This is a genomic window from Acinetobacter sp. 24-47-66 (assembly GCF_056779755.1).
In genome coordinates, this window is sequence record NZ_JBWYIL010000019.1 from 11,740 (window position 1) to 23,802 (window position 12,063).

At 38.7% G+C, this 12,063-nt stretch carries 12 protein-coding genes and 1 pseudogene; 7 read left to right on the forward strand and 6 right to left on the reverse strand.

Annotated elements, in window-relative coordinates; all coding sequences use genetic code 11:
• Positions 1-113 precede the first annotated feature (113 nt).
• The 5 genes from AC1M84_RS13250 (at position 114) to AC1M84_RS13270 (ending at position 3,715) form a co-directional block, all read left to right on the forward strand.
• Complete coding sequence (locus AC1M84_RS13250; protein WP_481595154.1) at positions 114-1,169, forward strand: Rieske 2Fe-2S domain-containing protein; 1,056 nt, start codon at positions 114-116, stop codon at positions 1,167-1,169.
• A 52-nt stretch (positions 1,170-1,221) separates the two neighbouring features.
• Positions 1,222-2,553: a guanine deaminase gene (guaD, locus tag AC1M84_RS13255; protein WP_481595155.1), complete on the forward strand. Its 1,332-nt coding sequence runs from the start codon at positions 1,222-1,224 to the stop codon at positions 2,551-2,553.
• Complete coding sequence (locus AC1M84_RS13260) at positions 2,519-2,650, forward strand: hypothetical protein (protein WP_257219949.1); 132 nt, start codon at positions 2,519-2,521, stop codon at positions 2,648-2,650. Before guaD ends, AC1M84_RS13260 begins: the two co-directional genes overlap by 35 nt.
• A 136-nt stretch (positions 2,651-2,786) precedes the next feature.
• On the forward strand, positions 2,787-3,314 hold the full coding sequence (hpt, locus tag AC1M84_RS13265; RefSeq protein WP_035268589.1) for a hypoxanthine phosphoribosyltransferase: 528 nt from the start codon (positions 2,787-2,789) through the stop codon (positions 3,312-3,314).
• A gap of 149 nt (positions 3,315-3,463) precedes the next feature.
• The gene (locus tag AC1M84_RS13270; RefSeq protein WP_035268591.1) at positions 3,464-3,715 is read left to right on the forward strand and encodes a GlsB/YeaQ/YmgE family stress response membrane protein; all 252 of its coding nucleotides are present in this window, start codon (positions 3,464-3,466) and stop codon (positions 3,713-3,715) included.
• 52 nt (positions 3,716-3,767) lie between these two features.
• On the opposite strand, the gene AC1M84_RS13275 is transcribed toward AC1M84_RS13270, so the two are convergent.
• Positions 3,768-4,469, reverse strand: coding sequence for a DsbC family protein (locus tag AC1M84_RS13275; RefSeq protein ID WP_481592399.1), 702 nt, complete (start codon positions 4,467-4,469; stop codon positions 3,768-3,770).
• Between the two features lie 217 nt (positions 4,470-4,686).
• Between AC1M84_RS13275 and AC1M84_RS13280 the strand changes: the two genes are divergently transcribed.
• The gene (locus AC1M84_RS13280) at positions 4,687-5,880 is read left to right on the forward strand and encodes an MFS transporter (protein WP_481588058.1); all 1,194 of its coding nucleotides are present in this window, start codon (positions 4,687-4,689) and stop codon (positions 5,878-5,880) included.
• Positions 5,881-5,927: 47 nt separating this feature from the next.
• Here the strand turns inward: AC1M84_RS13280 and mnmE are convergent, their stop codons facing one another.
• From mnmE to rpmH, 5 genes and pseudogenes are all read right to left on the reverse strand, one after another.
• Positions 5,928-7,292 (reverse strand): tRNA uridine-5-carboxymethylaminomethyl(34) synthesis GTPase MnmE, encoded by a 1,365-nt coding sequence (mnmE, locus tag AC1M84_RS13285; protein ID WP_092768715.1) that lies wholly within the window; start codon positions 7,290-7,292, stop codon positions 5,928-5,930.
• 80 nt (positions 7,293-7,372) lie between these two features.
• Positions 7,373-9,127: a membrane protein insertase YidC gene (yidC, locus tag AC1M84_RS13290; RefSeq protein WP_481595156.1), complete on the reverse strand. Its 1,755-nt coding sequence runs from the start codon at positions 9,125-9,127 to the stop codon at positions 7,373-7,375.
• A 5-nt stretch (positions 9,128-9,132) separates the two neighbouring features.
• Positions 9,133-9,454: pseudogene (gene yidD / locus AC1M84_RS13295) on the reverse strand (membrane protein insertion efficiency factor YidD).
• Between the two features lie 9 nt (positions 9,455-9,463).
• Positions 9,464-9,856: a ribonuclease P protein component gene (gene rnpA / locus AC1M84_RS13300; RefSeq protein WP_035268604.1), complete on the reverse strand. Its 393-nt coding sequence runs from the start codon at positions 9,854-9,856 to the stop codon at positions 9,464-9,466.
• 32 nt (positions 9,857-9,888) lie between these two features.
• Positions 9,889-10,023, reverse strand: a complete 135-nt coding sequence (gene rpmH / locus AC1M84_RS13305; protein WP_000831329.1) for a 50S ribosomal protein L34 — start codon at positions 10,021-10,023, stop codon at positions 9,889-9,891.
• A gap of 644 nt (positions 10,024-10,667) precedes the next feature.
• On the opposite strand from rpmH, the gene dnaA reads away from it, so the two are divergent.
• A complete protein-coding gene (dnaA, locus tag AC1M84_RS13310) occupies positions 10,668-12,053 on the forward strand; it encodes a chromosomal replication initiator protein DnaA (RefSeq protein WP_092768712.1) in 1,386 nt (461 codons plus the stop codon).
• Positions 12,054-12,063 lie beyond the last annotated feature (10 nt).

Below are 12,063 nucleotides of genomic sequence, written 5' to 3' on the forward strand. Positions count from 1 at the left end.
TCTCCAATTTTAAATGTTAAGAGGCGGTTGGCAAAGATCTTGCATTATCACCCAAGAAAAAGCTCAGTAAATTTAGCGCAGCTCTTCGGAGCTCTTTTTTTTAGGAAATGACGATGAATATGATTCCCGCATTAAATCCACTCAGTGCACCTTGCCAATGTAGTTTCGACTTACAAGATTGGGAGATTCTCGCGCAATATTGGTATCCAGTGGCTCGTATTCAAGATGTTTCAACCACACCACATCAGGTCACTTTACTTGATGTAAAAATGGCGATTTACCAAACTGACAAGGGGGAAATTCGATTAGTGCGTGATATCTGCCCTCATCGAGGTGTACCTCTAAGCAAAGGATGGGTAGAAGGTGAAGAAATTATTTGCCGATATCACGGGCTAAGATTCGACCTTGCAGGGAAATGTACGAAAATTCCTGCTCAACCTGATTTAACTAAGATATCTGATCGTTTTAGCTTAACCCAATTTCCAGTAATTTTGAGATATGGACTGGTCTGGACCAGCTTGCATGGACGTGATTTTCAACACAATAATATTCCTCAACTCGATACTTGGGATCATCCTGATCATCAGTCTATTTTACCTCCGTACGTTGATATTGCAGGTTCAGCAGGTCGTCAACTCGAAGGATTCATTGATGTAGCTCACTTTGCATGGGTGCATCACGAAGCTTTTGCTGATCGAAACAACCCAGTTGTACCGAAATACCATACTGAGAGAACAGACTATGGTTTAAAAACAATTTATATTAGTGGTGTCAGTAATTACCCGCATGCTTTGAAACACTTAGAGCCAGAAGGTTTTGAGTGGAAAAGAACTTTTGATATTTACCCACCATTTTCAGCAATATTAACTGTAGATTTTCCAGACAATGGGATTTTAAAAATCTTGAATGCGTGTTGTCCTGTATCGGTCAATCAAACCAGATTATTTGTTCCTTTGATGCGTAATTTTGATCAGACTGGAGATTTACAAGCAGTCTATGATTTTAATGCCCAAATTTTTGCCGAAGACCAAGACATCGTAGAATCGCAAAAACCTGAGGAATTACCGCTTGATTTAATGATGGAAGCTCATTTTGAGGCTGATCGATCTTCGACTACTTATCGTCGTATTCTCGCAGAGTGGGGGCTCAGCAAACGATATACAGTTTAATTAAGATAGATCAGTTACAATCAACCGAAAAAATTAAAAGTGTAGGTTTTAAATGTCTTCTGTAGTTGCATCGACGGCGATTCGCGGTCGCTTCCTAGATATTCAGAATACGGTTGCCCAAGCGCGTGAAATTCACGACCAAGTGCGTTACGTAGAAGATGGTTTATTGATTACTCAAGCGGGTAAAATTCAATGGTTTGGTCGTTGGGAAGATGGGCAACAACAGCTCCATCAGCTTGAATCCTCTATTCAAGTTGAGCATTACCCAGATCAACTGATTGTTCCTGGTTTTATCGATACGCATATTCACTTTCCTCAAACCGAAATGGTAGGTGCGTATGGCGAACAATTACTCGAATGGCTGAATACTTATACCTTTCCTACAGAAATCCAATTTCAAGACAAAGCTTATGCAGACCAAATTGCACACTTTTTTGTCAATGAGCTGCTGAAAAATGGCACAACGACTGCATTGGTTTTTTGTACAGTTCACAAAGAATCTGTTGATGCACTATTTGGAGCGGCAGAACAATACCAGATGCGTTTGATTGCAGGCAAAGTATTAATGGATCGTCATGCACCTGAGGCACTGACAGACACCGCTGAAACTGCTTATACAGATAGCAAAGAATTGATTGAGAAATGGCATGGTAAAGGTCGAAACCTTTATGCCATTACGCCTCGCTTTGCGCCTACCTCTACACCAGAACAATTAAAAAGAGCAGGGCAGTTAAAAACTGAATATCCTGATGTATATATTCATACTCATTTGAGTGAAAACACCAATGAAATCGCTTGGGTGAAAGAGCTTTTTCCTGAGCAAAATGGATATTTAGATGTGTATCACCACTATGGATTAACAGGCAATAAATCTGTTTTCGCTCACTGCGTTCATTTAGAAGAGCATGAATGGGATTGTATGCATCAAACAAACTCTGCAATCGCATTCTGCCCGACTTCAAACCTCTTTCTAGGAAGTGGGTTGTTTCCCTTGAAAAAAACTTGGGATAAACAAGTCAAAGTCGGTCTTGGCACTGACATCGGTGCGGGGACTTCATTTAATCAGCTTCAAACGTTGAATGAAGCCTATAAAGTTCAACAACTCCAAGGCGACAAATTATCTGCATTTGAATCGCTTTATCATGCGACCCTAGGTGGAGCAAAAGCATTAGCGCTCGAGGATAAACTTGGTAACTTTAATATTGGAAAAGAAGCGGATTTTGTTGTATTAAATTTGAATGCCACTGCATTACAAACATTAAGACAACAACGCGCTAAAAATATTGAAGATGCACTTTTCGCATTGTTTACCATGGGTGATGATCGAAATATTGAGGCGACTTATATTTATGGACAAAAAGCATATCAACAATCAGCATCCTAATGCTCAGACTCAACCACAACACCCAATTAAAAAATATGTGTTAATTGGTGCTGTATTCTTAGTTTGTGCTGTCGTACTAAAACGCGATGCGCATTAATAAACCATTAGTTTACATTTCGTTTTTTTAAAAAGGGTGCAACATTCTGGGATATGTTTTAAAATCGAAGCATATTTCAGGTGTTGCAGGTCAACACCTTTTTTAATTTTAGAATTGTTGTTTTAGGTATCTACCCATGACCATTGACATGAAAGTGTTGATTTCCGCTGAAGAAATTCAAGCGAAAGTTAATGAACTTGGTAATCAAATTAATGCTCACTATGCAAATAGTGATCGAGAATTGGTTCTTGTAGGCTTACTTCGCGGTTCAGTGATTTTCATGGCAGACCTATGCCGCACCATTGAAAAACCACACGAACTCGACTTTATGACAGTTTCAAGTTACGGCAGTGGAACGACTTCTAGTCGTGATGTTAAAATTCTAAAAGACCTTGATGGTGAAATTCGTGGTAAAGATGTTCTTGTCGTAGAGGACATCATCGATTCAGGCAATACGCTGAGTAAAGTGGTAGAAATCCTTGAAACTCGTGAGCCAAACTCTATCAAACTTTGCACGCTGATCAGTAAGCCTTCTCGAAGAGAAATCGACTTGGAAGTAGAGTTTCTAGGATTTGAAGTTGAAGATAAATTTATCGTAGGTTATGGACTAGATTACGATCAAAAATACCGTCACATTCCATTCATTGGTGAAATCGGTCTGTAATTTTTTTTAAGAAAGTGGCATATGCCACTTTTTTTATAAACAACAAAATAACAACAACATGTAGCGTGATTCTTCTTTTCAAACATCGATACATAATCAACTATATTTGAGCGACACAATAAAAATTCATGATAAAAAGGAGAACAAATATGTTTTCACTTATTGGAGCTATTCTTATCGGTTTTATAGCAGGTTTAATTGCTCGCGCAATTCATCCTGGTGACGATAAAGCAGGCTTCATCGTCACGACGTTATTAGGTATTGCTGGTTCATTACTTGCTACATATGGTGGACGCCTTCTTAATATTTATCCCGAAGGTTCATCGGCAGGTTTTATTGCTTCAGTCATAGGTGCAATTATCGTTCTGTTTATTTATAACCTCGTTACCAAAAAATCTTAACGAAAAAAAGCACCTTGTTAAGGTGCTTTTTTTCATTTCTATGAACTAGATTTTATAAGTTCAGCTCTTTCCAAATTTTTTCAATTTCTGAAGCTGGATAAGCGCCTGTTACCTTAAATCCATTTTCAAAAATAATTGCTGGCGTTCCTTGAACACCTAGACGACGTCCAAGTTCCAAATTTCTTTCAATAGGGTTTGAACAATCAGCTTGGGCTGTTGGTTGTTGATTCTTTTGTAAAAGGGCATTCCATGCAAACTCACGGTTTGCGGAGCACCAAACTTGTTTAGAGGGCTGGATCGATTGAGATTTAATTGGATACATAAACGTATAAATTGTCACATCTTTTAACTGGCTTAAATTATTTTCAAGCGTCTTACAATATGGACAATTTGGGTCAGAAAAGATCGCGAGCTGACGCTTACCATTCCCCCTTACAGTCTTAATGGCATCTTGAAGTGGAAGTTGTTTAAAGTCGACTGAATTATGTTTCAGCACCAAATCACGTGTTAGATTTTTTTGATCTTCGATACGAATCATTGATCCAAAGAATAAATGCTTAGCTTCTTCATCAATATAAATAATCTGATTGTCTAAAGATCCGCTATAGAGACCTTTCATCTCAGTTTTTTGTAAATTTTGAATATTCAATTTTGGGTGCTGCGTTTTAATTTTTTGCTGAAGCAATTCAATATTCGCAAAGCTAGAACTTGTAGACAGTGCAAGTAAAGCACTGATTAAAATTTTTTTATACATAAGTTGAGCATATGTTTGATGGATATTATTGCTTATTCTAATCTTCTACTTTCTACAAAGATCAGTTTTTATGTAATTTTAAACCTCATAAATTGTTTCACGTGAAACCAAATATGACAGTTGAATTTTAACTGATTGAAGATAATTGACTCATGCTTAACAGTCGACATAGACTAATGAATCTTCGTATCAGCACTGCTGTTCTATAAGACAAATAATGAATGAAAACCAATCGTGGCGAGATTTTATTCTCGTAAGTATCGCACTCTGTATCGGCACCATTGGAACAGCGCTTGCTAGCCCACTTTATCCAATTTACCAAGAATTATGGGGGTTAAACCCGAGCGATATCACCTTTATTTTCGTTTCCTACATGCTAGGGTGCCTGACCACTTTACTGTTTTTGGGCAGAACCAGTAATACCATTGGTTATGTAAAAACTATGCAACTTGGGCTTATTTTTATCACCATTGGCTTGTTAATGTCTATCTTTTCGAGCGATGTCATGTCTCTCTCATGGGGAAGATTTATCATTGGTATTGCATCTGGATTGATGACGACATCTGCTCTTATTGGGCTTATTCAAACTGTTCCAACTTCCCACAAACAAATTGCACCACAATTAAGCTCAATCATTACTGCTGTTGGATTTGGTTTAGGTCCTTTATTTGGGGGATTCTTTGCTGAATTTTTTGCATATCCTTTGGTAATACCTTATGTACCCATTGTGATAGGTTCAATATTTTGCTTCTTTAGTCTACTTACACTCAAACCTATACCTTTTGATGTGCAAAAATTTAATTTTGCTCCCAAATTATTAACACCACAATCACATGATCGCACTCAATTTTTTATACTGAGCTTGACTGCATTTGCTGTTTTTGCAGGATTTAGTTTATACGCCTCACTATCTCCTTCATTTGTTAAAGACATTTTGCCTTGGCACGGTCCACTGATTAGTGGTTCTGCCATTACTGTCATTTTACTGATTTCAGCTGCGACACAATTTTTTTCAAGATCAATCAAACCGCAATCCAGCCTATTACTGGGTATCATGACTTGCTTCATTAGTGTGATCGCTTTATTCCTCTGTATGGAGTTTAAAATCAGCTGGTTATTCTTCCTAAGCGATGGTCTGTTTGGGATTGGACATGGCTTAGCTTTACTTGGGGCTTTCGGGCTTATTCATCACATGACCACACCTCACAATCGAGCCGCCGTCATGTCTACTTATCTCTTTATCGGCTATCTCGGAACAATTCTACCCATCCTAGCAGTAGGATATTTAGCTGACCATTTTGGGCTTACAAATGCAGTGATTTGGTTCTGTATTGCAATTTCAATTTTATTGATTGTTTTATTCATAAAGCAGATGAGGGTTAAGTCAAGCAAGTTACCTTTAGCCAATTAACAAAAAAGCCCATTACTGGGCTTTTTAAACCACAGATAAAAACTCGTTTACTTCCCGATACAGAAAGAGCCAAAGATTTTTCCGAGTAAATCATCCGCACTAAAATCACCAGTAATTTCACCTAATGCATTCTGTGCGAGACGTAACGATTCTGCGACAAGCTCGCCTGCATGGTAAACAACAAGTTGTTCACGAGCTTCCGCAAGATAAGATTGAGTGCGCTTCATTGCGTCTAGGTGGCGTGTTCTTGCAATAAAGGTATCTTCTTCAGGCTGAAAGCCTGCATGTGCTGTAATCGCATCTACAAGCGATTGAACACCCATTTCTTGCTTGGCTGAGACCGTAATGTGTCTAAAGCCTTGGAGATCAGCAACTTTAGCTTCACTATCTACTAAATCACATTTGTTAGCGATTAAAATTAAGCGTTTAGGATCGATATAATTAGCAAAGTAGGTATCTGCCAAATGCATCGGATCTTCACCTTGACTCAAATCGTAAACCAAGAGTAGGAGATCAGCATTTTCTATTTCTTTAATCGCTCGACGAATACCTTCTTTCTCAACAATATCTCCCGTTTCACGCAGACCTGCGGTATCCGTCAGGGTAATTGGCAAACCATTTAGGCTTATTTTCTCGTGTAGTACATCACGCGTTGTACCTGCAATATCCGTTACAATCGCACGTTCAACACCAGCCAATGCATTTAATAAACTAGATTTACCTGCATTGGGTTTCCCTGCAATCACCACTTGTAAGCCTTCACGCAGAAGTTGACCTTGGCGTGCTGATTGTTGTACTGCACCCACTGATGCTTGCACATCTTCCAATAACGCTAAAATTTTTCCATCTGCAAGAAAATCAATTTCCTCTTCCGGAAAATCAATCGCCGCCTCAACATGCAATCGTAAGTGAATGAGTTTTTCTAATACCGTATTTACTTTGGACGAAAATGCACCTTGTAATGATCGTACTGCAGAACGAGCAGCTGCTTGTGAAGTAGCATCGATTAAATCAGCAATTGCTTCGGCTTGGACTAAATCCATTTTTCCATTTTCAAAAGCGCGCATTGAAAACTCACCCGCTTTTGCTGCAATTGCGCCTAGCTCTAACAGTCGGCCCAATAATGTATTTTGAATCACTGGTCCACCATGACCTTGCAACTCAACTACATCTTCACCCGTAAAAGAATTCGGATTTGGAAAACAAATGACCAAACCCTCATCCATGACTTGCCCATTCGCATCAAGAAATTGACGAAATGCAGCATAACGAGCAGGACCGAGTGCCTTACCAGTTAAAGCCTCTGCTATGGCATATGCCTTAGGACCAGACAGTCGAATTACACCTACACCTCCACGACCTGGCGGTGTTGCAATCGCAGCAATAGTGGTTTGATGTTGTAGGTTCGTCATTGAAATGATCTCAAAGCAAGGCAAAAAAAATCCGCCTAAGGATATCACCTTAAGCGGATCGATTCAGCTACTAACAAAACTTAGTTCATAGATGCTGTATCTTCTTTTGCTAAGCGAGCTTTCTCAACACTCTTATTGATCAGACCTTGCTGAAGAATCGTGATCAAGTTGTTGACAATCCAGTAAAGCACAAGACCAGCAGGGAAGAACAATAAGAACACCGTGAAAATAATCGGCATAAACTTAAAGACTTTTGCTTGCATTGGATCTGTCGGCTGTGGGTTCAACATTTGTTGAACATACATCGTCACACCCATCAACAATGGTAGGATAAACCATGGGTCCATTGCAGATAAATCTTGAATCCAACCTAACCAAGGAGCGTGGCGTAACTCAACAGACTCCATGAGCACCCAATACAAAGCCAAGAAAATTGGCATTTGAAGAAGTAAAGGTAAACAACCAGATAATGGATTGACTTGTTCACGCTTATAAAGTGCCATCATTTCTTGTGAGAAACGCATACGGTCTTCACCAAACTCTTCTTTCATGCGTTGCATTTCTGGTGCAATCACACGCATTTTCGCCATAGAGCGATAGCTCTTAGATGAAAGAGGCCAAAGAATAAGTTTCACAAGAATTGTCAACAGAATAATTGACCAACCCCAGTTTCCAACAATGCCATGGAAGAATTGCAAACCTAAGAATAGCAATTTCGCAATTGGCCATAACCAACCATAATCAACCGTTTGATTTAAACCAGTTGCCAAGTCTTTTAATTCAGATTGAATTTTTGGACCTGAGTAGAATGTTGCATCAACAGTCATTGTTTTGCCAGCTGGCACATTAATGGTAGGCGAAGTAAAGCCAATGATATTCATACCATCAGCAGATTTACGTGACTCCATTTTTGCAGAATACGGCTGGTTACCGAAGTTACCAGGTACCCAAGCACTTACAAAGTAATGCTGAACCATTGCAACCCAACCACCTTGAGCCTCAACACTTAACTTTTCTTCATTAAAATTATCAAATTTTAATTTGTTGTAGTGTTCATCTGGTGTACCCCAAGCACCACCTAAATAAGTGCCCAGTGTAAAGATTCCTTGATCAGTTTTACCTGGATCTTCAGAGTTGTCACGTTTGATCTGACCAAACATTTGACCTTGCCAGTTTTGCTGACTACGGTTAATCACTTGATAACTTACGTTAACTGGATATGCACCTTCTTGGAAAGTGAACGTTTTGATGATTTCAACACCATCAGCCGTTTTTAATACCATTGGTACTTTTAACACTTTCTCAGCTTCACCATCTTTATTGGTGGTTGCTTGAGCATCAGCTAAAGTATAAGTCGACTTTTCAAACTCAAATGTTGGACGTCCACTACGGCTACTGTCAGGTCCATTTAAACCAATTAAACCTGATTGAGCGACATAAGTACGTTTCTCATCATTTTCAAGCATAACGAACGGTTGTTCGCTATTTTTACTTTTATCATGATTGAGTAGTTCAACACGGACAATGTCACCACCTTTAGGGTTAATCCAAAGATGATATAAATCAGTTTGAACAGCAACTAATTGTTGATTTGCTGTTGCAGGTGTAGTTGTGTCTTGTTGTTCAGCTGCAATATTTGCTTGCGGAATATCAGTTAAACCCGCTGTCGTTTGGCTCGTTGGCAGATCAGCAGAAACATCTTGGGCAACGACGGCAGCAGGTGCTGTCGCAGCAGTTGTTTCAGTTTGACCATAGTCTTTTTGCCAAGCAAGAATAAGCAAATATGCGGTGACAAACATGGCCCCGAGAATTGCAAACCTGGCCCATTGTTGCATATCGATTACCCCAATTGGTTAGAGTGATTTTTGGTTCAATAAACGCTCACGCAAGGGTACAGTAACGTGAGTCATTTGAGAATCTATTTGCTGAAATGAAATAAAACGAATTGCTTTTTTGGGAACAGGATCATATCCACTTCCACCCCACGGATGGCAACGACAAATCCGTCGCGTTGCATACCAGACACCTTTAATCGGGCCATGTATATGAATAGCTTCTAACGAGTATTGAGAACAAGTTGGGAAATAACGGCAACGAGGTCCAAGGAGCGGACTAATCGCAATTTGATAGAAACGAATCAACCAATGCAATATACGGACCATTGGCCACCTCTAACTTTGAGGAGAGGGAACTGATATTTTATGATGTTTTTTTACAAGACGCTGTAGCTTCTGCCATGCAAATTGTAATTGCTTATGCAATTCAGCATTCGGAATCGACTCAATACCTACCTTAGGCATGACCACAATATCCAATAAATCTATATCTTGCTGATTTAAGCGAAAACTTTCGCGAGCAATACGTTTTATTCGATTTCTTTCATGTGCACGGCGCACTTTCTTTTTAGCAACAACAATACCTAAACGGCTTTTAGGCTGTTTAGTTGGTGTAGCTAAAAATAAGAAATGGGGTTGATGCACTTTAAAAAGCGCACCATCAAATACACCTTTGTAATCTGCAGCACAGCGGATTCTCACCTCTGGACTGAAACTATAAAGTGTCATAACACCCAAATCGTCGATAAACTAAACTGGTATTAAACAGTTAAGCTGTGACGACCTTTTGCACGACGACGAGCTAATACTTGACGGCCAGCTTTAGTCGCCATACGAGCACGGAAACCATGAACGCGTTTACGCTTTAATTCAGATGGTTGGAAAGTACGTTTCATATCGAAACTCCAAAGTTGGTGTTCTATAAAGGTTCGCGATTGTATTGTGCATTGTTTGTTCTGTCAATATTAAACAGTATTGTGTAACACTTTTGATGAAAGTTGCTTGACTCTGAGAAAGATACAAATTTGTTAAATAATCTATTTATACACAAAATAAATATATGTTTTTATTATAGTATTTGAGTTAACCACAGAAATATCCATAAACTTATACACAAGATGAAATTCAATTATGGCTGATTTTTAAATTTGAATTTAAATTTAAACACAAGGAGTGATTATCCACAGAAAACAGAATCTTATTAAATAAATTCAAATTTATAAATTTAAATTTATTATTATTAGGGTTGTAATTTTCTATGGATAAGGCATTATTTTTTTTAAAATATATATACTTATGTTGTTGATAACTATGTTTCCATATTTTTTATAGATTGTGGATAAGTTATTGTTTTTATTTATCCACAGTTTGTGGAAAACCTTATCCACACCCTGTTTTAAATTTAAATTTAGACTTTTAAATTTGATTATTTGTGGTTAAAGTTCAAAATTACTCATGACATATGTGGATAACTTGGGTATGATTGCCTCCCCAATCTCATGGGGTTGTTTTTAAATTTAAATGGAATGAGGGGTTTCACATGCTGTGGACAGACTGCTTAAATCGCTTGCGACAAGAGCTCTCAGATAATGTCTTTGCAATGTGGATACGTCCATTGGTTGCCGAAGAGGTAGATGGTGTTTTAAAGCTTTATGCACCTAATCCTTACTGGACACGCTATATTCAAGAACATCATTTAGAATTAATTAGCATTCTTGCAGAACAAATGTCTGAAGGACGTGTTTGTAAAGTTGAAATTTTAGTCGACTCACGACCAGGCGCGATTTTATCTGCTTCAGAGCAACCAGCGACAACAACTGCAGCGCTTGAGTCTTCAGCAGCAGCACCTGTAGTCAGAGCAAAAAAAGAAAGCAATGAGCAGCAAAATGCAAAAACATCAAAAAAACGATTATTAAATCCTCTGTTTAATTTTGCATTGTTCGTCGAAGGGCGTTCAAATCAGATGGCGGCAGAAACCTGCCGTAAAGTGTTAACTCAGTTAGGCGAACCTCAACATAACCCGTTATTTTTATACGGTCCGACCGGTTTAGGTAAAACACATTTGATGCAAGCAGTGGGTAATGCTTTATTACAAGCTAAACCAAATGCTCGTGTGATGTACATGACTGCTGAAAGTTTTGTTCAGGATTTTGTGAGCTCACTTCAACAAGGTAAAGTCGAAGAATTTAAAAAGAATTGCCGTTCATTAGACTTACTTTTAGTTGATGATATTCATTTACTTGCAGGTAAAGAAGCCAGCTTGGTTGAGTTTTTTTACACGTTTAATGCCTTATTAGATGAATCTAAACAAATTATTTTAACCTCAGATCGCTATCCTAAAGAGTTGACCGAGTTAGATCCTCGTTTGGTATCTCGCTTTTCATGGGGATTATCGGTAGGGGTAGAACCGCCTGATATTGAAACTCGAATTGAGATTTTACTTAAAAAAGCTGAAAGTAATGGTATCGATTTGCCTCGTAACTGTGCGCTCTTTATTGCACAGCAAGTTGTGGCAAACGTACGTGAACTTGAGGGTGCATTAAATAAAGTCGTCGCGATTTCTCGTTTTAAAGGGACACCAATCGACTTAGATGTGGTGCGAGAATCACTGAAAGATGTTCTTGCGATTCGTGCTCGTACTATTAGCACCGAAAATATTCAGCGTGTAGTCAGTGAATATTTTCGTATCCCATTGAAAGAGTTGGTTGGACCTAAACGAACTCGTATTTATGCTCGACCACGTCAATTAGCAATGGGGCTTGCGAGAGAATTAACGGGTGACAGTTTTCCTGAAATTGGCATGGCATTTGGTGGTCGTGATCACAGTACAGTCATGCATGCCTGTGAAAAAGTGCAGAGTTTGTGTGCTGAAGATCCTATCTTTAATGAAGATTACAAAAATTTAATGCGCTTATTACAAAGCTAAATCTGTTTAA

Bases quoted from the DNA above. Each gene is read 5' to 3' on its own strand.
- yidC (WP_481595156.1), bottom strand. From the start codon at position 9,127: ATGCAACAATGGGCCAGGTTTGCAATTCTCGGGGCCATGTTTGTCACC.
- dnaA (WP_092768712.1), top strand. From the start codon at position 10,668: ATGCTGTGGACAGACTGCTTAAATCGCTTGCGACAAGAGCTCTCAGAT.
- AC1M84_RS13260 (WP_257219949.1), top strand. From the start codon at position 2,519: ATGGACAAAAAGCATATCAACAATCAGCATCCTAATGCTCAGACTCAA.
- guaD (WP_481595155.1), top strand. From the start codon at position 1,222: ATGTCTTCTGTAGTTGCATCGACGGCGATTCGCGGTCGCTTCCTAGAT.
- AC1M84_RS13270 (WP_035268591.1), top strand. From the start codon at position 3,464: ATGTTTTCACTTATTGGAGCTATTCTTATCGGTTTTATAGCAGGTTTA.
- AC1M84_RS13280 (WP_481588058.1), top strand. From the start codon at position 4,687: ATGAATGAAAACCAATCGTGGCGAGATTTTATTCTCGTAAGTATCGCA.
- AC1M84_RS13250 (WP_481595154.1), top strand. From the start codon at position 114: ATGAATATGATTCCCGCATTAAATCCACTCAGTGCACCTTGCCAATGT.
- rnpA (WP_035268604.1), bottom strand. From the start codon at position 9,856: ATGACACTTTATAGTTTCAGTCCAGAGGTGAGAATCCGCTGTGCTGCA.
- rpmH (WP_000831329.1), bottom strand. From the start codon at position 10,023: ATGAAACGTACTTTCCAACCATCTGAATTAAAGCGTAAACGCGTTCAT.
- AC1M84_RS13275 (WP_481592399.1), bottom strand. From the start codon at position 4,469: ATGTATAAAAAAATTTTAATCAGTGCTTTACTTGCACTGTCTACAAGT.
- hpt (WP_035268589.1), top strand. From the start codon at position 2,787: ATGACCATTGACATGAAAGTGTTGATTTCCGCTGAAGAAATTCAAGCG.
- mnmE (WP_092768715.1), bottom strand. From the start codon at position 7,292: ATGACGAACCTACAACATCAAACCACTATTGCTGCGATTGCAACACCG.